The organism is Gilliamella sp. BG7, from assembly GCF_046635565.1.
Classification (GTDB): Bacteria; Pseudomonadota; Gammaproteobacteria; order Enterobacterales; family Orbaceae; genus Gilliamella; species Gilliamella apicola_P.
The window spans coordinates 76,915-97,693 of record NZ_JBIDFB010000004.1; the positions used below are offsets into that span (position 1 = coordinate 76,915).

21 protein-coding genes and 2 pseudogenes are annotated in these 20,779 nt (G+C 34.5%); 10 read left to right on the forward strand and 13 right to left on the reverse strand.

Features of this window, described 5'->3' with window-relative positions:
* Positions 1 to 12 precede the first annotated feature (12 nt).
* On the reverse strand, positions 13 to 1,218 hold the full coding sequence (locus ACGH49_RS04140) for an acetate kinase (RefSeq protein WP_411588322.1): 1,206 nt from the start codon (positions 1,216 to 1,218) through the stop codon (positions 13 to 15).
* Positions 1,219 to 1,413: 195 nt separating this feature from the next.
* Here ACGH49_RS04140 and yfbV point away from each other — a divergent pair, with 195 nt between their 5' ends.
* From yfbV to cysK, 3 genes are all read left to right on the forward strand, one after another.
* On the forward strand, positions 1,414 to 1,875 hold the full coding sequence (gene yfbV / locus ACGH49_RS04145) for a terminus macrodomain insulation protein YfbV (protein ID WP_065608504.1): 462 nt from the start codon (positions 1,414 to 1,416) through the stop codon (positions 1,873 to 1,875).
* A 5-nt stretch (positions 1,876 to 1,880) separates the two neighbouring features.
* Positions 1,881 to 2,387 carry a primosomal replication protein PriC gene (gene priC, locus ACGH49_RS04150; protein WP_081298104.1) on the forward strand — a complete coding sequence of 169 codons (507 nt, stop codon included), beginning with the start codon at positions 1,881 to 1,883 and terminating at the stop codon, positions 2,385 to 2,387.
* 493 nt (positions 2,388 to 2,880) lie between these two features.
* A complete protein-coding gene (gene cysK / locus ACGH49_RS04155; RefSeq protein WP_411588323.1) occupies positions 2,881 to 3,846 on the forward strand; it encodes a cysteine synthase A in 966 nt (321 codons plus the stop codon).
* A 92-nt stretch (positions 3,847 to 3,938) separates the two neighbouring features.
* On the opposite strand, the gene ruvB is transcribed toward cysK, so the two are convergent.
* From ruvB to ACGH49_RS04185, 6 genes are all read right to left on the reverse strand, one after another.
* Complete coding sequence (gene ruvB, locus ACGH49_RS04160; RefSeq protein WP_411588324.1) at positions 3,939 to 4,943, reverse strand: Holliday junction branch migration DNA helicase RuvB; 1,005 nt, start codon at positions 4,941 to 4,943, stop codon at positions 3,939 to 3,941.
* A 13-nt stretch (positions 4,944 to 4,956) separates the two neighbouring features.
* Positions 4,957 to 5,565: a Holliday junction branch migration protein RuvA gene (gene ruvA, locus ACGH49_RS04165; RefSeq protein ID WP_411588325.1), complete on the reverse strand. Its 609-nt coding sequence runs from the start codon at positions 5,563 to 5,565 to the stop codon at positions 4,957 to 4,959.
* 181 nt (positions 5,566 to 5,746) lie between these two features.
* Complete coding sequence (locus ACGH49_RS04170; protein WP_411588326.1) at positions 5,747 to 6,085, reverse strand: YbaB/EbfC family nucleoid-associated protein; 339 nt, start codon at positions 6,083 to 6,085, stop codon at positions 5,747 to 5,749.
* A 33-nt stretch (positions 6,086 to 6,118) separates the two neighbouring features.
* On the reverse strand, positions 6,119 to 8,341 hold the full coding sequence (dnaX, locus tag ACGH49_RS04175) for a DNA polymerase III subunit gamma/tau (RefSeq protein ID WP_411588327.1): 2,223 nt from the start codon (positions 8,339 to 8,341) through the stop codon (positions 6,119 to 6,121).
* A 618-nt stretch (positions 8,342 to 8,959) separates the two neighbouring features.
* Positions 8,960 to 9,415 carry a DNA polymerase III subunit chi gene (locus ACGH49_RS04180; RefSeq protein WP_065561173.1) on the reverse strand — a complete coding sequence of 152 codons (456 nt, stop codon included), beginning with the start codon at positions 9,413 to 9,415 and terminating at the stop codon, positions 8,960 to 8,962.
* A 16-nt stretch (positions 9,416 to 9,431) separates the two neighbouring features.
* Positions 9,432 to 10,910 carry a leucyl aminopeptidase gene (locus ACGH49_RS04185; protein ID WP_411588328.1) on the reverse strand — a complete coding sequence of 493 codons (1,479 nt, stop codon included), beginning with the start codon at positions 10,908 to 10,910 and terminating at the stop codon, positions 9,432 to 9,434.
* A 137-nt stretch (positions 10,911 to 11,047) separates the two neighbouring features.
* Between ACGH49_RS04185 and lptF the strand changes: the two genes are divergently transcribed.
* Together lptF and lptG are read left to right on the forward strand one after the other, a co-directional pair.
* On the forward strand, positions 11,048 to 12,151 hold the full coding sequence (gene lptF, locus ACGH49_RS04190; RefSeq protein ID WP_411588329.1) for an LPS export ABC transporter permease LptF: 1,104 nt from the start codon (positions 11,048 to 11,050) through the stop codon (positions 12,149 to 12,151).
* Positions 12,152 to 12,161: 10 nt separating this feature from the next.
* The gene (gene lptG / locus ACGH49_RS04195; RefSeq protein WP_411588330.1) at positions 12,162 to 13,229 is read left to right on the forward strand and encodes an LPS export ABC transporter permease LptG; all 1,068 of its coding nucleotides are present in this window, start codon (positions 12,162 to 12,164) and stop codon (positions 13,227 to 13,229) included.
* Between the two features lie 82 nt (positions 13,230 to 13,311).
* Here the strand turns inward: lptG and msrB are convergent.
* Positions 13,312 to 13,739: pseudogene (gene msrB / locus ACGH49_RS04200) on the reverse strand (peptide-methionine (R)-S-oxide reductase MsrB).
* A gap of 474 nt (positions 13,740 to 14,213) precedes the next feature.
* Positions 14,214 to 14,744, reverse strand: a complete 531-nt coding sequence (gene msrA / locus ACGH49_RS04205) for a peptide-methionine (S)-S-oxide reductase MsrA (protein ID WP_141671414.1) — start codon at positions 14,742 to 14,744, stop codon at positions 14,214 to 14,216.
* Between the two features lie 162 nt (positions 14,745 to 14,906).
* On the opposite strand from msrA, the gene ACGH49_RS04210 reads away from it, so the two are divergent.
* Positions 14,907 to 15,179, forward strand: a complete 273-nt coding sequence (locus ACGH49_RS04210; RefSeq protein ID WP_075524163.1) for a DksA/TraR family C4-type zinc finger protein — start codon at positions 14,907 to 14,909, stop codon at positions 15,177 to 15,179.
* Positions 15,180 to 15,253: 74 nt separating this feature from the next.
* Here ACGH49_RS04210 and ACGH49_RS04215 read toward each other — a convergent pair whose 3' ends face one another.
* Positions 15,254 to 15,904 carry a DUF421 domain-containing protein gene (locus ACGH49_RS04215; protein WP_411588331.1) on the reverse strand — a complete coding sequence of 217 codons (651 nt, stop codon included), beginning with the start codon at positions 15,902 to 15,904 and terminating at the stop codon, positions 15,254 to 15,256.
* Positions 15,905 to 16,661: 757 nt separating this feature from the next.
* On the opposite strand from ACGH49_RS04215, the gene ACGH49_RS04220 reads away from it, so the two are divergent.
* Complete coding sequence (locus ACGH49_RS04220; protein WP_411588333.1) at positions 16,662 to 17,156, forward strand: integrase core domain-containing protein; 495 nt, start codon at positions 16,662 to 16,664, stop codon at positions 17,154 to 17,156.
* Between the two features lie 434 nt (positions 17,157 to 17,590).
* Here the strand turns inward: ACGH49_RS04220 and ACGH49_RS04225 are convergent, their stop codons facing one another.
* The gene (locus tag ACGH49_RS04225; protein WP_065580415.1) at positions 17,591 to 18,562 is read right to left on the reverse strand and encodes a helix-turn-helix transcriptional regulator; all 972 of its coding nucleotides are present in this window, start codon (positions 18,560 to 18,562) and stop codon (positions 17,591 to 17,593) included.
* Between the two features lie 127 nt (positions 18,563 to 18,689).
* Here ACGH49_RS04225 and ACGH49_RS04230 point away from each other — a divergent pair, with 127 nt between their 5' ends.
* The 3 genes and pseudogenes from ACGH49_RS04230 to ACGH49_RS04240 all read left to right on the forward strand — a co-directional run.
* Positions 18,690 to 19,070, forward strand: coding sequence for a VOC family protein (locus ACGH49_RS04230; protein ID WP_411588334.1), 381 nt, complete (start codon positions 18,690 to 18,692; stop codon positions 19,068 to 19,070).
* Between the two features lie 70 nt (positions 19,071 to 19,140).
* Positions 19,141 to 19,938, forward strand: a complete 798-nt coding sequence (locus ACGH49_RS04235; protein ID WP_411588335.1) for an SDR family NAD(P)-dependent oxidoreductase — start codon at positions 19,141 to 19,143, stop codon at positions 19,936 to 19,938.
* Between the two features lie 23 nt (positions 19,939 to 19,961).
* A pseudogene (locus tag ACGH49_RS04240) lies at positions 19,962 to 20,126 on the forward strand (PhzA/PhzB family protein); the annotation flags it as partial.
* Here ACGH49_RS04240 and ACGH49_RS04245 read toward each other — a convergent pair.
* Positions 20,089 to 20,364: a S24 family peptidase gene (locus ACGH49_RS04245; RefSeq protein ID WP_411588394.1), complete on the reverse strand. Its 276-nt coding sequence runs from the start codon at positions 20,362 to 20,364 to the stop codon at positions 20,089 to 20,091. The pseudogene ACGH49_RS04240 and the gene ACGH49_RS04245 overlap by 38 nt on opposite strands.
* A 224-nt stretch (positions 20,365 to 20,588) precedes the next feature.
* The gene (locus ACGH49_RS04250) at positions 20,589 to 20,765 is read right to left on the reverse strand and encodes a hypothetical protein (RefSeq protein ID WP_411588336.1); all 177 of its coding nucleotides are present in this window, start codon (positions 20,763 to 20,765) and stop codon (positions 20,589 to 20,591) included.
* Between the last annotated feature and the right edge of the window lie 14 nt (positions 20,766 to 20,779).

The following is a 20,779-nucleotide window of genomic DNA, read 5'->3' on the forward strand; positions in this document are numbered from 1 at the left end:
TTTGAATATTAATTACGCTGTTAGGCGCGCAGCATCTTGAGCAATGACAAGTTCTTCATTGGTTGGAATGACCATCGCAATAGCTGAACCATCTTTAGTAATTTTGCCACCCTTACCAAAACGAGCTGCAAGATTACGTTCTTGATCAAGTTCAAAACCAAGAATACTTAATCTTTGTAGTGCCATACGACGAACTTCTTCAGAGTTTTCACCGATACCACCAGTAAACACGATAGCATCTAAACGACCATCTAAAAGCATAGCATAACCACCGATATATTTTACTAAACGATGAACAAAAACATCTAAAGCATTTTTAGCATTTTCGTCTTTATCATAATTATCTGTTACATAACGACAGTCACTACTTACCCCTGTTAAACCTAATAAACCAGATTTTTTGTTTAAAAGATTATTAATATCAGCAACAGACATTTTTAAGTTATCATGTAAGAAGAACATAATCGCCGGATCAATATCGCCACTACGTGTACCCATTACTAAACCTTCAAGCGGAGTTAAGCCCATTGAAGTTTCAACACACTCACCGTTTTTAACAGCAGTAATTGATGCACCATTACCTAAATGACAAGTGATAACATTAGTTTGATCAACTGGTTTATTTAATAATCTTGCAGCTTCGCGACTAACATAATAATGGCTAGTACCATGCGCACCATAACGACGAACACCGTGTTTAGTATAAAGTTCGTTTGGAAGAGCATATAGATAAGCTTCTTTTGGCATTGTTGTATGGAATGCAGTATCAAAAACAGCAACGTTTTTAGTTTTTAGGTGCGGGAACGCAGCAAATGCTTCACGAATACCAATTAAATGTGCAGGATTATGTAACGGTGCAAAGGCAGATGCTTCTTCGATTCCTTTTAATACTGAATCATCGATAACAACTGACTGGGTGTATTTTTCGCCACCATGAACAATACGATGACCAATCGATTTAATGCTATCTAATAATTCTGGTTTTTGTGGGAAGATGCTATTAACAATAAAACGAATTGCTTCACTGTGTGCTGCGCCAGCCCCTAAAGACGCTTCGTTCTTAACACCATCAAGCTTCCACTTAATACGAGCATCAGGAAGATGAAAACATTCAGCTAAACCAGATAAAAACTCATCACCATTTTCAGGGTTTATAATGGCAAATTTTAATGATGAACTTCCGCAATTAAGAACAAGAGCGTTATTACTTGATGACATAGTAATTCCTATAAATTGAATAAAAAGACATATACCAATCAAAATTGGTAACTTTACACATGATTTAAAATCAATGTGACTACGCTAAGGTGACTTCTGATATCTTGCTTTTTGAGATAAAATAGAGAGAGTCCCCAATTTGAATGGGCACTATTTTAAGACAATAAGAAGTGAATGTCGAGGAATCACAAAAATATGAATTTAATAACCACATTTAAAGCCGGGCATAGGTATATGAAGCTTTGCCCAATGGACAAACAGCTAGCACATTCATTTCCTGAATTAAAAATTATTAACCACATAAAAACCGCAAATAAATACTTACCTCCTATTATTGTTGGCTTACTAGTTTGGCAATATTACATGCCAGCACAAATTGCTGTAACAATAACAACCATACTATTTACTTTAAGTATACCTTTACAAGGGTTATTTTGGCTAGGACGACGTGCACTATCGCCCTTACCGCTTAATCTAATTGACTGTTATAACCAATTAAAAATAAAACTAATTATTAAAAAAATCATTGCTGAAAATAGTACAAAAGACAATGAATTAACTTTTGAAGCGTTTATGAAAATTATCAACCTAGCCAAATTGCATTTAGGTGATTATTTCGGTCAAGACAATAATAGCTCAACTTATTATAAAGAATAATCACAATGGCAAATTTACTCACTATACTACAAAAGCAAATTGACAAATTAGAACAGCAAATTAATTTAGCAAACGAGCAACAATTTCAAGAACCTTATTTTGACGAGCAGCTATTTCAAACTAATAAAATTGTAACAGATAAAACGTTTTATCTTGAAAAAATCAAACAAACTTATCAAGTACTAGTTGCTAATATAAAATTAGAAAAAGTTGAACAAATAACTTTTTTATCTGACAAGTTAGTTAACCAAATTGCTGCCCTAACGCGTGAACTAGCAACCCAAAGCCTGCGCAAAAAAGGGTTCCAAAATATTATTGCAGAAACCTTAGCCCAAAAACATATGCGTCACCTAGATTACTTGCGCCGACTACAAGAGATGAAATACGAGCTAGAACTATCGCCCGAAATTATCAATCAAAGCAAAATAGCCGCACTTGATAACCGAATTTACCGCTGCGAACAGGCAATTAAAAAAATTGAATATGAAATTGAAAGTGATATTTTGGGATAAAATAATGCATAATTACATCTAAAAGTACTTTAGTTTAATCATACTAATAAAGACCGGATCCAAAATCAGCACTCTTATTACATACAATAAAAAGAATATCGTGCTAAACACCATAAAGCGATTTCGTGAAAAACACCTTATAAGTTTTTAGAGGATTATTTTAATCATGAAGTATAAACAACTCGGTGTTTTCCCACAGTTAGATTATATAATTATATAATGAAAAATGATTTTTGTAGTAAGATTCCGTTGTTATTGGATGAAAATATTTTAATATCATTAGGTTTCTGCATTTTATTTTGAGTGAACAAAAATGACTATATGCTTTAACTTATCAGTAAACAACAATCCCCCCCCTTATATCTTAAATGAATATCATTATAATAATAAATTAGTACCATCTTATTAAGATGAATTTATAATAGCAAATATAATTAAGTAATCAGAAAGATGGGGCTATTCTATCTAGCTTTGACTAAATAAGGATTCTAATATGAGTAAAATCTTTGATGATAATTCACAAACTATTGGGTATACACCATTAGTCAGATTAAAACATTTTGGTAACGGTAATATTTTAGCCAAAGTTGAGTCTCGCAATCCAAGTTTTAGTGTCAAATGCCGCATTGCTTCAAACATGATTTGGGATGCTGAAAAGCGTGGTTTATTAGCTACTGATGTTGAATTAATTGAACCAACAAGCGGTAATACTGGGATTGCACTTGCAACTGTAGCCGCTGCTCGAGGCTATAAACTAACGTTAACCATGCCTGAAAGCATGAGTATTGAGCGCAGAAAACTACTAAAAGCTTTAGGAGCTAACTTAGTATTAACTGAAACTGCCAAAGGTATGAAAGGCGCAATCGAAAAAGCGGAGGAAATGGTGGCAAGGGATCCTAAAAAGAACCTGATGCTACAACAATTTAGTAATCCTGCTAACCCAGAAATTCACGAAAAAACAACCGGTCCTGAAATTTGGCAAGATACCGATGGAAAAGTCGATATTTTTATTGCTGGAGTAGGAACTGGCGGCACATTTACTGGTGTAACACGTTATATCAAAAAAACACAGGGTAAAAATATAACTGCAGTTGCCATTGAACCAACCGACTCACCAGTAATTAGTCAAGCACTAGCAGGTGAACCAATAAAACCAGGCCCCCATAAAATTCAAGGTATTGGAGCTGGTTTTATTCCTGCAAATCTTGATTTAAGTTTAATTGATGTGGTGGAAAAAGTATCAAATGAAGAAGCGATCGAAACAGCCCGCAAATTGATGGAAAAAGAAGGTATATTAGCAGGAATTTCATCTGGTGCCGCTGTTTATGCGGCCGATCGATTAGCAAAATTACCAGAAAATACTAATAAAACTATTGTAGTCATTTTACCTTCTTCTGGTGAACGCTACTTAAGTACTGACTTATTTAGTGGCATGTTTACTAAAAAAGAGCTCGGTTAAATCCGAAATAGAATTAAACTTGATTAATAAAAAGCGTGGCTGAGCAAATAGCCACGCTTTTTGTTGACATAAAGTAGTATAATTTTAACTGTTCAATTATTCTGAATTATCCCAAAATGACGATAAGCATGTGGTGTTGCAATTCTACCTCGTGGTGTTCTTTGAATATAACCTTGCTGAATTAAAAAAGGTTCAAGTACATCTTCGATCGTTTCACGCTCTTCACCAATTGCCGCGGCAATGTTATCTAAACCAACAGGACCACCCATAAATTTTTCTATAATAGCCAGTAATAATTTGCGATCCATATAATCAAAGCCTTCATTATCAACATCAAGCATATCTAGCGCTTGAGTAGCAATTTTTTTGTCGATAACACCTTTTGATTTTACATCGGCATAATCGCGCACACGGCGCAAAAGTCGATTTGCAATTCGGGGAGTACCGCGTGAACGTTGGGCAATTAAATGCGTACCTTCGTCTGACAGATCCATTCCCAAAAATTTAGCGCTACGGCTAACAATATATTCCAAATCCTCAACCCGATAAAACTCAAGTCGTTGTACAATACCAAAACGATCTCGCAATGGTGAAGTTAACGATCCTGCACGGGTTGTTGCACCTATTAATGTAAAGGGGGGAAGATCGATTTTAATTGAACGTGCTGCAGGCCCTTCACCAATCATAATATCTAATTGATAATCTTCCATAGCTGGATATAAAATTTCTTCAACCACAGGTGAAAGCCGATGAATCTCATCAATAAACAGCACATCGTTTGGATCTAGATTAGTCAGCATGGCGGCTAAATCGCCAGCTTTTTCTAAAACAGGTCCTGATGTAGTGCGTAAATTAACATTCATTTCGTTTGCGACAATATTAGCCAATGTGGTTTTTCCAAGCCCAGGAGGGCCAAAAATAAGCACATGATCAAGTGCATCACTGCGTTGTTTAGCGGCTTGAATAAATATCTTCATTTGCTCACGAACTTGCGGTTGACCAATGTATTCGTCTAAATATTTTGGACGAATTGCACGATCTAATGACTCTTCTTCCTTTTGCGCTTGTGGTGCAATCAAACGATCCTCTTCAATCATAATAAATCTCTATTTACAATGCTGATTTTAAGGCTTCACGAATCAGCGTTTCGCAATCCATATCAGGATTAATTACTTTATTAATAATACGACTGGCTTCTTGTGGTTTATAACCTAATGCAATTAAAGCTGAAACAGCCTCGCTTTCAATTTGGTTAGCTGACTTTTGAACACTATCTACATCAGAAACCAAGCTAACATTTGATGATTGTTCACCAAAATGTTTAAGGCGATCTTTCATCTCAACAATTAATCGTTGTGCAGTTTTATTACCTACTCCAGGCAATTTAACTAGTGTTTTAATTTCACTTTGTTCAACAGCACTAATGAATTGTGCTGCTGACATGCCCGATAAAATGGCTAACGCCAACTTAGGACCAATTCCATTAACTTTAATTAGTTCTCGAAACAATTCACGCTCTTGTTCTTGATTAAAACCATACAGGATTTGGGCATCTTCACGCACGGAAAAATGTGTTAGCACAATGACCTCTCGTCCATTTTCGGGCAATTCATAAAAACAGGTCATCGGCATAAACACATCGTAACCGATGCCACCGACTTCTATCAAGACTTTAGGAGGTTGCTTTTCAATAATGGTACCACGTAAACGACCAATCACAATATATCCTTAATAACAAAGCATAACAAATAAGCAAATAATAAGGTGTAGTTTACCCGAAAGCAAAAAAAGAATAAAGGAAAACTGTATAAATAGACAGGTAATAATAAAAAAATATCGCCGACTTGATACTCAAAGTCGGCAATGCAAAAAGTTTAACTAACTGAATTAATGCATTAACTTAAAACGGCATTTTAAAACCTGGTGGTAATTGCATGCCACCAGTAACCTGAGCCATTCTTTCTTTTTGTGCTTCATCTAAACGGCGAGCCGCATCATTATAAGCCGCAGCAATAAGATCTTCTAACATCTCTTTATCATCATCAGCCATAAGCGATGGATCGATTTCAACGCGTTTACAGCTATGTGTACCATTAACGGTCACTTTAACCATACCTGCACCTGATTCGCCTGTAACTTCTAATTTTGCGATCTCTTCTTGTGCTTGTTGCATTTTTGCTTGCATTTGTTGGGCTTGTTTCATTAAGTTGCCCAATCCACCTTTTCCACCTGAAAACATAATAATTCCTCGTTTTAAAAAATATGACCATAATTATACAGGACGAATACTGGCTTCATCAATCTTAGCATCAAAATATCGACAAATTGTAGCCACTTTTGAATCTTCGGCAATGGCTATCTTCGCCTGCGCAAGTTTTTCTTGGTATAACTCTTCGCGCATTTCAACTGGTGTTTTATAATTTACATCATCAATAATAATATCTACATCAAGCTCTTGATTACGATGTTTGCATAGCGCTTTTTTTACCTTGATCACATTCGATACCGAATTAATTAAATGCTTAACGGTTGAACGCAAATGCAACACAACCGTTCCACTATCTACTTGTTCAAAAGCTGAATTAACTACGATTTGCTTAATTAACGGTGGTAAATCTAATTGCTCGATCTCGGCACACCAGGCATCTTTTTGCGCCATTTCGGTAATTAATTTCTTAGTCATTTCAGGAGTTTTATCACCATTTAGTGACTCACGAAAAGCCTTAGTATCAACCACTAGCTCTTCCTTCATTGCAATTAGGCCACTGGCTTGCCATCGATAATTTTCAGCGGTAATTTCTTCTTTGCTATTGCCGTTATCGTTGTTATCGATATCGTTTACAGGCACAACGCTCTGTTTAATTCGTGTTAATGATTTATTTATTATTAAATTTTGTGGTTGATTTGCATCAACCGATTCAGACTTTTTTGGATTTTGTTCCTCTTTCATCAACTGCATACGCATTTCTAAAATACTTTTAGTCATCGACGACACATCATCAGGAATCGTTAGATCCACCGTTGCTGGTTTGGCTTTAGATGTTAACGCTGTTTTTGAAGACAAAAAGGTTAAATCGTTTAAGTCGTGGTGCTGACTTTGCTCATTTGTTAATGACGAACTTACCGCTGGTTGCCGTGTAGTCTGTTCGGAATGATTAACTGGCTGGCTCACTGTTGCAAGTATAGGATCAGGTTGCTGAATTCGAGATTGTTTTTTAGTTTGATTTACAGCATGATTATTAAATTCTGCTTGCCTTGATACATTCGCATGCATTACTGCTTGTGATTGCAATTGGGTATTAGGCGGTTCTTTAGTTTGCTTTTCAGTTTGTGCTTGTGGCTGCTTATTTCCTTGAACAAATGCCGAACTAGCCATTACTGGTGGTGTAACAGCATCAACTACCTTTGGCATAAAAGCCAAAGCGCGTAAAAAGCTCATCTCGACACCAATTTTTTTATCAGGCGAAAAAGAAAGCTCTTTACGACCCATTTGCAAAATTTGATAAAACAACTGCACATCGTTAGGCGCCATATATTGCGCTAAAAAACGTATACGCTCTTCATTATCAGTATAATCACCCAAAGCAGTTGGCACTACTTGTAATAACGCAATTTGATGCAATAAAGTAATGGTTTCGGTTAACAGGTTATCCCAATCAGCGCCCTGCATAGCAGCTGCTTCAATTTGTTGCATTAAGGCATTACCATCACTATTATGTAATGCTTCAACAATTGCAAAAGGAACCGACTTATCAAGTATACCAAGCATAACCGACACTGATTCTGCATCGACCTTACCATTACCAAGAGCAATCGCTTGATCGGTTAAGCTCAGCGCATCACGCATACTGCCATTAGCGGCTTTAGCTAATAACCCAATGGCTTTCGGATCGCTGCTGATTTGCTCTAATTTCAAAATATGTTCAAGTTGCTGACCAATTAATGTTGTATCTAATACATTTAAATGCAAATGCAAACAACGTGATAAAATCGTTATAGGTAATTTTTGCGGATCTGTAGTTGCCAATAAAAACTTAACATGCTCAGGGGGCTCCTCTAGGGTCTTAAGAAGTGCATTAAAGCTACTGCGCGATAACATATGCACTTCATCAATCAAATAAACCTTAAAGCGCCCTTTAGTTGGTAAATATTGGATGTTATCAAGTATTTCACGAGTGTCTTCGACCTTGGTACGAGATGCAGCATCAATTTCAAGTAAATCAACAAAACGACCTTGTTCAATATCACGACAATTATCACAAACTCCACATGGTGTAGCTGTAATGCCAGTTTCACAATTCAGTCCTTTTGCTAGCAAACGCGCAATTGACGTTTTACCTACTCCTCGAGTGCCTGAAAACAAATAAGCATGATGAACTCGCCCTAGCGAAAGTGCATTAGACAAAATTTTAAGGACATGTTGCTGCCCCACAACCTCAGAAAATGATTTTGGTCGCCATTTGCGTGCCAGAACTTGATAACTCATAATCACCATAACTCATTGCCATTGAATTTGGCTCTAATCATATCATAAACTGACAAAATAGTCTTGATACAGTCAATAATCGATGCAATATTAATCAACAAAATTTAGCTTGAGAAAAACCTAAATTTGCTATTAAAAAATAGAAGTGTAATAGTGCTAACCTAAACATACCTAACAAATTATAAAAGGGAATATATAAGAAAGCACAACTAAAAAAGAGCATGTTTCTAAACCGCCTATACGGCGTTAATCTTCAGCAAGTTGTTTATAATTTGCTTAGTTGTTTTCTAAACCGCCTATACGGCGTTAATCCGATAGTAAGCGGTTTTAAATCGCTAATAGCATTTCTAAACCGCCTATACGGCGTTAATCTAGGACATTTAAGCGCAATAACGCTGCTAACATTTCTAAACCACCTATACGGCGTTAATCTAGAAGCAGATATACTATAAACATAGTTTTACAAAAGCAAAACAGGTTTTTTACTTTAAAATACCCTTTTCTACAAGATGATTTTAATTTATTGTTTTTCATTAATTTTTACTTGTCAATAAAAAAAGGGTTGGCGTGAATTTTGAGTTTTTGGATAATGCGCAGATTTCACTATTAAAAAAACCTCCCCTAATATTATTCGCAATTAATTGAAATCGTTTTAAGATTAAATCCTGCCTCTTTATACAACCTGTACCGTTCCCTTGCTAATGACTTTAACTGCTCATCAACTGGCACAAAATCGATAATATCACGATAAACACCTGCAAATTCAGGAAATTGTTCTTGTAAATTAATAAGTAGCTGACGTGTGCCGCTACTGCGTTTTTGTGGCCAGCTAATTTCAACAGGTGATCCCCCTTTCATACCTTCACCGGCCAAATTATGCGGAACAAAATTGTCGGTTTCGAGTTGCCATAGGTACTCGTCTATTCGTTCTGCTTGAGCCTGATCTTGACAAGCAACTTGCACACGCTGATTGGCATGCCATGCTTCAATTATTTTTTGGCATGCTAGTTTTTCATAAAAAAGCACGCCAGACTCGTTAGCTTCTGTTTGGTTTTCAAGTAAATAGAAGATCACTTTTTTCATAAAATCTTAGCTCGATTTATTGATCTAGTAGATATTGAATCAACATGGCAACTGGACGACCTGTTGCACCTTTTTTCCCACCAGATCTCCACGCTGTGCCAGCAATATCTAGATGTGCCCATTGATATTTTTCGGTAAAACGTGATAAGAAGCATGCCGCAGTAATGGTGCCGCCATCTCGGCCACCAGCATTAACAATATCAGCACAAGTTGATTTGATTTGTTCTTGGAATTCACTATCAATCGGTAGCTCCCATGCTTTGTCGCCTGCTTTGTTGGATGATGAGATCAATTGTGCAATTAATTTGTCGTTATTACCCATTACTCCAGTATAGTGATGTCCCAATGCAACGATACAAGCGCCGGTTAAAGTTGCAATATCAATAACAGTTTTTGGATTGTAACGTTCTACATATGTTAAAGCATCACATAAAACTAAACGACCTTCAGCATCAGTGTTAATCACTTCAACTGTAGTGCCTGACATGGTTGTCAATATGTCGCCAGGACGGTAGCTGTTGCCGTCAGGCATGTTTTCACAACCCGCCATGACTCCAACAACGTTAATAGGTAATTTTAACTCTGCCATAGCCTGCATAACACCATAAACGGTTGCCGCACCGCACATATCGTATTTCATTTCGTCCATGCCTGCAGATGGTTTGATAGATATTCCTCCTGAATCAAAGGTTAGTCCCTTGCCGACTAAAACATACGGCTGAGCTTTTTTATCTTTAGCACCGTTGTATTCAATAATGGTCATGATTGATTCGTTTTGCGAGCCCCGCCCTACTGCCAAGTAGGCGTTCATGTTTAATTTTGCCAATTCGCTTTCGCCAAGGCAGGTTACTTTTAATGATGAATGCAGTTTGCCTAGTTGTTTACCTTGTTCGGCTAAGTATTTTGCGTTACAAATATTTGGCGGCATATTGGCAATTGTTTTTGTTGCAGTAATAGCATTAGCAATAATTTGCCCTTGTAACAAGTGATCAGTTAATGCTGATAACGCTTCTTTATCATGAATTAATAATGTCACTTTAGTTAGGCTTGGTACAGGATCTTTAGTTGTTTTAAAGCCATCAAACCGATAAGTTATATCGCTAATAATTTGCGGCAGTTGTTTGGCTATTTCAAGGCTAGTTACTTCATTGAATGCTAATAGATCCCATGCAATATTTTTAACTTTTTTAGCTAGTAGTTCTTTTATTACCGCTTTAATAACGGTTTTAGCCTGAACGGATCCAAATGTTTTTGCTTTGCCACAACCAACAAATAAAAGTTTTTGTTTTAAATTGTTACTTGAATATAGCAAGGTAGTTTTACCTAGTTCGCAACTTATATCACCTGATTTGATAAGCTGGCTAACTAAACCATTGGTTGATTTATCGATATCTTTGACAAAATCAGACTGTTTTTTTCCTGAATCAATTGAAACAACTAAACATTCTGTTTTTTGTTTAGTTATAATAGCGCTGTTTTTTATTTGAAAATCCATAGTGTTTCTCGTTTGTGAATTGTTAGAAATAATTTATATTCTATCGGTTCATTGTTGGATAGCAACAAAAAGATAACTAAAACGAAACAAATCAGATTATAATAGATCTGTTTTGTGCCAACATGTAAAGGTAAGATGTGATAATTCGTCGATATTTAGTGAAAGAGACATTGAAAACCCAAGGGGCAATTTTATTTATTTTGTTGCTGATTTTCTTTTCTCAAAAATTAATTAGAATTTTGTCGAGCGCAATCGATGGTTCAATCCCTCGTGAATTAATTATGCCGTTACTAGTTTTAGGCGTATCAAATATGGCCGATCTTATTTTGCCGCTGAGCCTTTTTCTTGGTGTACTTGTTACTTTCGGGCGACTTTATTCTGATAGTGAAATGGTAGCAATGCATGCATGTGGTGTTAAGAAAAACTTAACTTATCAAGTAGTATTTTTTCTATGCATTTTAACTAGCATATTAACCGTAATGAATTCACTTTGGTTTGGTCCTTGGTCTAACGTTAAGCAAGATCAGTTGGTTGCTAATGCTAAGATCAATCCTAGTTTAGCTGGATTATTAGCAGGACAATTCCAACAAACGCCAGATAGCAATTCAGTTATTTACATTGGTAATGTGGATAATAACAATTTAGAAAATGTCTTTATTGCTCAAATCAATCCAAAAGCAAATCAACGACCTTCTATTATTATTGCTAATAAAGGTAAGACTGGACACGATAACGAAGGTAACCAAATTATTACACTTGAAAATGCTAATCGTTATGAAGGCACAGCACAATTAAAAGATTTTAGAATTTCAAACTTTCATAATTATTTAGGTATCATAAAACCCAAAGAGTTAAATACTAACGAGGATGCCGATAAAGTCGATGTTCAGCAGCTGGGAATATTAGAAATTCTTAACACTAATACACCTAAAGCTACTGCAGAATTTTATTGGCGTATAACATTAATTATTTCAGTGCCATTAATGGCTTTTTTAGTTATTCCACTGAGCGTGTCAAACCCACGCCAAGGGCGCCTGGCGCAAGTTTTACCAGCTTTAGTAATCTATTTAGTTTACTTTTTATCAGCCAGTTCAATTAAGGCTAATGCAGGTAAAAGTCGGTTAGATCCCGAATTGTGGTTTTATATATTGAATTTAGGATTTTTTGTATTAGCGATTATATTGAATTGTTGGGATAATCTATTTATGCGTAAACTTCGCCTAAAATATTTGGCATCTTAAGGAGAAAAACGTGTTCTCGATTTTAGATCGTTATATCGGTAAAACTATTTTAAGCACCACTGGTGTTAGTCTTTTTTTACTTATTAGTTTGTCAGGTATTATCCGTTTTATTGATCAGCTTCGAAGAATTAAAGTTGATTATGATGCGTTTTCTGTCGGTATGTATACGCTTTTGATGGTACCAAAAGATTTAGAAGTATTCTTCCCGATGGCGGCGTTATTAGGCGCTTTGATTGGTTTAGGTTTGTTAGCGTCACGCAGTGAATTAATTGTGATGGAGACATCCGGTTTTAGCCGTTTTAAAATTGCATTTGCGGTAATGAAAACAGCTTTACCACTCGTATTAATTACAATGGCAATTGGCGAATGGATTGCTCCCGTTAGTGAACAGACTGCACGCAATATGCGTTCTGAGAAACTTTATGGTAATTCGTTAATGGCTGAACAAGGTAGTATATGGGCTAAAGATGGTAATGATTATGTTTTTATTGAGCATATAAATAATGATAATTCGATTTCAAATGTTTATATTTATTCGGTTGACAAAAATGAACTTCAATCCATTACCTATGCCGCTTATGGGGTGTATGAAAATAATACTTGGACATTGTCGCAAGTTAAAAAAAATGAGCTGATAGTGCCCAATAAAAAAGTAGTGGGCGTTAATATGTTATCCATGCCTTGGAAAACAAATATTACCCCTGATAAATTAAATATTGTTGCATTTGACCCTGATTCATTGTCGGCTTCTGGGCTTTATGAGTATTCGCAATATCTAAAAAATTCTGGGCAAGATACTAAGTATTATGATTTGCTATTTTGGAAAAAGATTATTAAACCAATTTCAGTTGCAGTAATGATGTTGTTAGCATCGTCGTTTATTTTTGGTCCATTACGTAGTGTATCAATGGGGATTCGTGTAGTGATAGGAATTAGCTTTGGCTTCTTATTTTATATTGCCGATAATTTATTTGCTCAAGTAAGTATTGTTATTGGTATTTACCCTATTATTGGATCACTAATAACCAGTTTCATATTTTTATTGATTAGCTATATTTTATTTAAACGAAAAAACTAAGTCTTTTAAAATTTTATCCTATCATCTGATTTAGATGATAGGATTTTTTTATTGCAACGGTTATGCTTTTTGTGTTTGTTTATTATTTATCAAACAGGTTTAAGTACTTCCCATAACCTGCGTCTTCCAGTTCCTCTTTAGGTATAAATCGTAAAGAAGCCGAGTTAATACAATAACGTAATCCACCTAATTCTTTTGGACCATCATTAAAGACATGCCCAAGATGAGAATCAGCTTCCACTGATCGCACTTCAATACGTCGCATACCAAAACTGGTATCTTTTTTTCAACAATATTGCCCTTTTCTATCGGTTTGGTAAAACTAGGCCAGCCACACCCTGAATCGAATTTATCTATCGATGTAAATAGCGGCTCACCAGACACGATATCAACATATATTCCTTCCTCATGGTTGTCGTTAAATTCATTTTCGAACGGTGGTTCTGTTCCATTTTTTTGGGTTACATGATATTGCATAGGTGTTAATATGGATAGTGCTTTTTCTTTCATTATTTTATTCATAAGTCACCTTCATCATTAAATATTGTTTATTTTAAATAATAAAAATTAATTACGGATCAAAATCGATTGCAATACTTTATCTTTAATCCAAAAATAATGATATAAGGCGTCAGCTATATGTAAAATAAGTGATATTGATAATAAATATCAGCTGATTTATGTGTAATATGAAAAAATTCAGTGACCGACTACTGATTAAGTACCCAGACAGAGGCACAATAATTAAAAAAACGCCACAAGGTTATTACAAATATCAACACGTAAAAATATTTATGCAATAAATAAATAAATAAATAAATAAATAAATAAATAAATAGTAAACATACCACCCAAATAATGTGACAACGTCACCTTAAATAACACTAATAAAAACGTTAATACAATCAGTATCAATGTTAACTAATGAATCTATTTTTGTTTACAACTATATTGCGGATAGTTTTGCATAATTCAATTGCCTCTTTATTTTTGCCAATGCTGTACTAAAAACTTTGATCGCCCTGATAATTGATAATATTGATTATAATGCTGGGGTTGTTTTGTATAATAATTTTGGTGATAATCCTCAGCTAGGTAAAAAGCAACCGCAGGCTCGATAGCGACACCTATAGACTTATTAAACTTCTTACTATCTTGTAACGCTTGTTTAGACGATAATGCTAGTTTATGTTGATATTCATTATGATAAAAAATAACAGGACGATAAGAATCACCTCGATCAGCAAATTGCCCTTGTGAATCAGTTGGATCGATTTGTTTCCAAAAAATTTCAAGCAATTTTTTATAACTAATGACTTTTGGGTCAAACGTAATTTGTACCGCTTCAGTATGACCTGTTGTGCCTGAGCAGACTTGTTGATAAGTTGGATTGATTACATTCCCCCCAGTATATCCTGCCGCAACACTAATAACCCCTTCATACTTATCAAAGGGTTTAACCATACACCAAAAACAACCACCAGCAAATGTTGCTTGTTCATATTGTTGCATAATAACCTCCCACTTAATATGTTAAACAATTCTTCTATTTATTGCTTAACTTCAGCATAATCATTAACACTAAAATGCACTGTTTTAAATTAGCATACTACTTGAAAATATTTAAAAAAACACCATACCATTAGCCAACTATTTCAGTTATAGAAGGATTCATTTATGGCAAGTGGATGGGCGTCTGACGATGCCGTTAATCAACAAATCGAAGGCACTATTGCTGATGCTATCGAAAACGCAAGAAGACAACTCAATCACGGTACAATTAGTGCTCATTTTTGTATTGAATGTGGAGAGCCTATTACAGAAGCCAGAAGGTCAGCATTGCCTGGCGTACAATCTTGTTTGTCTTGCCAACAAGAAATCGATAAACAATTAGCTAAAACATCAAGTTTATATAATCGTCGTGGTAGCAAAGATAGCCAACTACGTTAGTTTAAAGATACACTTTTAACCAATTGAGCTAAAAGATGGGTGGATTATTACCCACCCTAAGATACAAACAATAGTTATTTTTTACCTTCACGAACAGCGTCATAAGGATAAACAATTAATTTATTATCAAACCATTCAGCACAAAAAATATCTTCTAATTTTTCATAACCTTGTTTTGCAATCTCTTGTTTAACCCAATTTTCATCTTTTTTAAGTTGTTCTAAATTGTCATGGCTAATACCGCCATTTTCAATAATAAGCAAGGCAATATCTTTATCACCTTTTTTGATAACAGTTAACGAACCATTTAGTTCATACCAAACCTCTTTTAACTCATCAAAAGAAGCTATGCCTTGTATATTGACTAAGGTTTCAAAATCCCTTACTGGTAAGTTGGCTTTAACAAAATTATCCGTTATTAAATGCCCATTTTTAACAAGTTGGATTGGTTCGCCATCTATAGCATCGCGTAAACGTGAGTTTTTAGATTTGATAAATCGAATTAAAACAAGTAAGCCTGCCCAAATAGCCACTAATCCAGCCGATTCCCAAGAAGATACTGTTGGGCTAAGTAAGGCACCCCCAACTAGCGCACCAATGACCATACTTCCAACCTGATCAAGCTGTGACATTGGTGCTATTTGGCTTTTGCCCGATAATTTCACATAAATAAGTAAAATAAATAAAGCTAATAAAAACTTTGGTGCCATTTCTAATAAATACATTTCCTTTCTCCTAGCTAAACAATGTATGTTGAACTACAATTCCAAATGCAGAATCAATAGAAACTTCTGTATCGAAACGGGTAATAATTTATATAAAATCGATATGAATTTTGTTTAATTTACAATAAATGTGCATCTATTTTGTATGACTAAATATAAAACAAAGTAAAAATATTAATTCTATTTATCGTGCATATTTTACTCTAAAAATTGGACTATTTATAAGATTTTTACTTTGACTGCGATAACTCATTTCTATTATGTTATGCAATATTGCAAATTTAAGCGTATCAAGTTCGATATAAAAATTAGTGAGTACCGTCTAAAAATTACTTAAAACAAAATTGTAACTATGTTAAAAGAAGCTGAAGTCGGCGTTACCATAAAAAAAGCTTTGCCATAATCAGTAGCTAGAAAATACGGCAGTATGGAAGTATCGGATATAAAACGGTTAAAGGAACTAGAAGCAACGAACTTTAATATTGGACATAGCGACTGCAAAAATTATTCTGTTACAATTATCATGAGCTACGCCATTGTGGATTTAGGTCTCTGTGTTCACTATTATCAGATGACTCGATGATTATTTCAACATTGAATGTTTAACTGAAAAACGCTTACGCACGAGCTTTTTTAAATATTTTTATCATATCCTATGCATAGGTCATAAAAGTATTTATCAACTATATTGTGAGTTAAAATTTAACTTAAGAATAAATCGTAAAAGCATATCCCACCTCAAACACCAGAAAAGCTATTGGTTCCTAATAAACAAGGTGAATGTTGGTCAATGGATTTTATGAGTGACAGTAGCCGTAATCAACGTCGCTTTAGAACATTCAATGTTATCGATGACTTTAATCGTGAGGCGTTAGGGATTGATATTGCAGTAAGCTTACCAGCAGGAAGAATTAACCGTTACTTAGATAAACTGACCGAATATCATGGGTATCCATTAAAAATACGGGACGATAATGGGCCAGAATTTACAGGAAAAACCTTTATAAACTGGGCTAAATCACATGATATAACCATTGATTTCCAACCCGGTAGCCCTTATCAAAATGGCTATATTAAACGATTTAATCTTACCTATCGTACTGAGGTACTCGATTTATATCTTTTTAACAACTTAGCACAAGCAAGGAGAATAATCGAAGAATGGCTAATGATTTATAACACCGAAAGACCACATGAGGCATTAAATAACATGACACCGATTGAGTATAAAACATTAAAACAGGTAGCATGATTTTCTACGTGAGCTGTGTACTAGGTTTGGGTATTTACAAACATTTAGACTAACGTGTTTAAAAAAATATCTTTATAACAATAAATAGTTTTTGGACTAAATATTCACGGAAGATATTGGATTAATGAGTTCTATATTTGAGAAAAAAATCTCATATATGGAAATTACTATATTTTCACACTTTGTTGTGACTTTTATGGAAGTTATATTGGAGCGGGAAACGAGGTTCGAATCCATCTTTATAACTTGTTGTATATAAAAGAATTATCCAGATATCTATATTGCTTTTGCTAACCTTTTGGACTAATTTTTGGACTAGTGTTTTGTGGTACTTAATGGACTGTTATGGACTTCCAAGGACTCAAATTACAATAACCACTTATTTACTAGACCTTGCCTTACCATTTTATGGTACGAGGCTATTTATTGACAAGTTATTTGATAGAATAATTTGACATAAATGAATTGGCAGATTTTTTATAAGATTTAACTAATTTTTCCGCTCGTTCAACCATTTCGTGACGTATATGCTCAGGCTCTAAACAAATACATTTATGACCTAAGCTCAGCAAAATTCCATAACTGTAGTCATCATCAATAAAGTTAAAATTTACAAGATATTGTTGTTCGTTTAATTTCTTAATATCTTTTTCGTCACAAAAATCTAAAATGCGATCCAAAAGAGATTCATCTATTAGTAATTTTATTTTAAAAATCTTTTTTTTCATATCCTTTTCGAATAAAGAAAATACTTCAGGAGATGTCTGACTAATAAATTTAGTATTAGTTTCTCTAATGTTTGACATCTTTGACAATTTAAATATACGAAAATCATTTCTATTTAGGCAAAAAGCTTGTAAATACCATTGTTTTTCCTTAAAAATAAGTTTATATGGCTCAATCAAACGCGAGGCTTGTTTATTTTTAACATTCAAATAATCAAACGATAAAAGTAGTTGCTCATTCAGTGCCAGTCTTATAATGGAAATTTTTTTATTAATATTTTGTTTGGAAAACCAAGGCGATATATCAACAATAAGTTGATTTAAGTTATTTGTAACTTCATCAAGTTCTTGTTCTGATAAAAGACTCTTAATTTTTTCAAGTGTTCTTAAATTTTCACTTTCTTTTAAAACCGGTGAGGATAATAAGTTGAGGCCTTTTAATAAAACAACGACATCTTCTTTAGTGAATAAACCTTTATTAACTTTATAATTTTTTAAAATACTTATTCCACCCGCACTTCCTTGATACGTAATAATGGGTATACCAGCGCCCTCAATAACTTGTATATCTCGATAAATAGTACGCAATGATACATTTAATTTTTCTGCTAATTCTTTACCGCTTATTTTTTCTCTTTGAAGCAATACCATAATGATAGTAATTATACGATTAATTTTCATGCTTTATATTTACAAAATAATTTACATTAAATTTTAAATATGACATACAGTTGTCATCAATGCTACATCATAATATAGATAATCAAAATTAAGTAAATTAATTTTTATCACTAAGAGGAAACAAAAAATGTTTAAACCTAATAGCGTTATTGTTTATGTCAAAGATGTCGATACTAGTACTGAATTTTACACAAAAATACTAGGGCGCCCACCTATTGAAACTTATCCTGGCTTCGCTGTATTTTTATTGAATGATAATTTTATTTTGGGGCTACAAGGGGCTGATGAAATAACTCCAAAGGCACCCAATCATTATGGTGGTTTTGAGTTGTCATTTAGTGATGTAACAAAAAATGATGTAGATGAGATTTATGCGACATGGAAAGAACTAAACGTCAAAATTGAACTTGAACTCCAAATGCTCGATTTCGGATACACATTTCTAGGAAATGATCCCGATGGTCATCGACTCCGTGTTTGTGCTACCGACACTTCAAAGTTTGAATAAAAAAATATCTTAAGAATTTGAAACAATGGGTGCTTCATTATGCAGCCATTGTTTATGAGGAATTCATTTCATGAAAAAAGTATGGTTAATCACGGGAGCATCTCGTGGTTTGGGTTTCGCTTGGGCAAAATCTGCTCTGGCTCGAGGTGATTTGGTAATTGGTGCTGCAAGAAATATTAATAATTTAGATGTACTTAAACAAGAATATTCCTCAAATTTCATTTCAGTTCAGATGGATGTTACTAGTGAAGCATCAATCAAAAAAGCTGTAAAGGAAGGCATTAAATTATTTAAAAAAATCGATGTACTAATTAACAATGCTGGTTATGGTCTCTTTAGCCCTGTTGAAACTGCAACAGAACAGGACAGCCATAACGTATTTGAAACAAATTTTTTTGGTTCACTACGTGTTATTCAGGAAGTGCTTCCAATTATGAAACAGCAAAAACATGGGCACATTATCCAAATTTCGAGTATTGCGGGTTTAGTAAATTTTCCTGGTATAGGTCTTTATAACGCATCAAAATCTGCAATTGAAAGTTTAATTGAATCGTTAAATCTAGAAATACAAAATACCGGAATTAAAACATCAATTGTAGAGCCTGGTCCTCATGCCACTGATTGGATTGATAAATCATCAGTTAGTCCTGAGTACGATACGAGTTATCCAACAAAAAAAGAATTCATAGAAAAGTTCTGGCCTCGTTTGCCTCTTTATAAAACTGAAAACGCGGTTCAACCTATGCTTGATCTGGTTGATTCAAAGACCCCTCCTTTTAGATTAGTTATTGGAGACGGGTTAAAAAAATTAATTAAAGATTCGCTCAAACTACAAATTGAAAATATTAATTTTTATCACGAGTCGTAAATTTACTTAACAGGGTATTAATAATGAGTAATTATGATGTAGTAAAACAATATATGGAAACTAAAGGTTCTGCACGCTTGAACAGACATGAGCTATTTACTAACGATGGTAACGCGGGACTTTGGACTACTGATTCTGGAGAACCTATTATTATAAAAGGCAAGGAAAATTTAGCCAAACACGCAATACCTGTGGGGTTAAAGAACGATCAAAGATCAGCAGATCACCACTAAAAATACCGTAATCGACCATTGAATCACCCATCGCTTTAATATAATACGTCGCGCTAGGGTGTTTGACTAAATGCTCAGTTAAATCCAGTTTAGCTTCCAAATAATCATCCGCAGGCGAGGGGAAACCAGCTCTAACAGGTGTCTCCACTAACGGCAACTGATTTAAAATAGAAACGTCAACACGGCCAAGCACAATACAACCTGATTTGTGCAAGAAAATACTCCTAAAAAACTAAAGTAGAGAACATCACCACTGTTTTTCTAATTATCGTGGTAAAAAACGAATATGGATAAATATACAGTATAAACTGCGAATTTCAATCGATTTTAGTGTAAAAAAATTGAAATAGCACACAAAATGAGTTAAATGGATCGACCTCCGCTAACACATCAATGCACCACTTTACGTGAATGAAATCAATCATCCTTTGTTGTGGGAAGACTTAATACCATTGCCAATTCTCTTTGCTTTTCACCCAAAACATAAAATAATAACTCACGTTGAATGAGATGTTGCGTATTTAAGGTCGCGTGAGTGATAGCTATACACTCCTTGATAAGTAAAACTGAACGAATAACTTCGACATTAGGCATAGTGAAAGCTCATG

Bases quoted from the DNA above. Each gene is read 5' to 3' on its own strand.
- ACGH49_RS04140 (WP_411588322.1), bottom strand. From the start codon at position 1,218: ATGTCATCAAGTAATAACGCTCTTGTTCTTAATTGCGGAAGTTCATCA.
- yfbV (WP_065608504.1), top strand. From the start codon at position 1,414: ATGAATTTAATAACCACATTTAAAGCCGGGCATAGGTATATGAAGCTT.
- priC (WP_081298104.1), top strand. From the start codon at position 1,881: ATGGCAAATTTACTCACTATACTACAAAAGCAAATTGACAAATTAGAA.
- cysK (WP_411588323.1), top strand. From the start codon at position 2,881: ATGAGTAAAATCTTTGATGATAATTCACAAACTATTGGGTATACACCA.
- ruvB (WP_411588324.1), bottom strand. From the start codon at position 4,943: ATGATTGAAGAGGATCGTTTGATTGCACCACAAGCGCAAAAGGAAGAA.
- ACGH49_RS04170 (WP_411588326.1), bottom strand. From the start codon at position 6,085: ATGTTTTCAGGTGGAAAAGGTGGATTGGGCAACTTAATGAAACAAGCC.
- dnaX (WP_411588327.1), bottom strand. From the start codon at position 8,341: ATGGTGATTATGAGTTATCAAGTTCTGGCACGCAAATGGCGACCAAAA.
- ACGH49_RS04180 (WP_065561173.1), bottom strand. From the start codon at position 9,415: ATGAAAAAAGTGATCTTCTATTTACTTGAAAACCAAACAGAAGCTAAC.
- ACGH49_RS04185 (WP_411588328.1), bottom strand. From the start codon at position 10,910: ATGGATTTTCAAATAAAAAACAGCGCTATTATAACTAAACAAAAAACA.
- ACGH49_RS04210 (WP_075524163.1), top strand. From the start codon at position 14,907: ATGGCAAGTGGATGGGCGTCTGACGATGCCGTTAATCAACAAATCGAA.
- ACGH49_RS04215 (WP_411588331.1), bottom strand. From the start codon at position 15,904: ATGTATTTATTAGAAATGGCACCAAAGTTTTTATTAGCTTTATTTATT.
- ACGH49_RS04225 (WP_065580415.1), bottom strand. From the start codon at position 18,562: ATGAAAATTAATCGTATAATTACTATCATTATGGTATTGCTTCAAAGA.
- ACGH49_RS04230 (WP_411588334.1), top strand. From the start codon at position 18,690: ATGTTTAAACCTAATAGCGTTATTGTTTATGTCAAAGATGTCGATACT.
- ACGH49_RS04235 (WP_411588335.1), top strand. From the start codon at position 19,141: ATGAAAAAAGTATGGTTAATCACGGGAGCATCTCGTGGTTTGGGTTTC.
- ACGH49_RS04250 (WP_411588336.1), bottom strand. From the start codon at position 20,765: ATGCCTAATGTCGAAGTTATTCGTTCAGTTTTACTTATCAAGGAGTGT.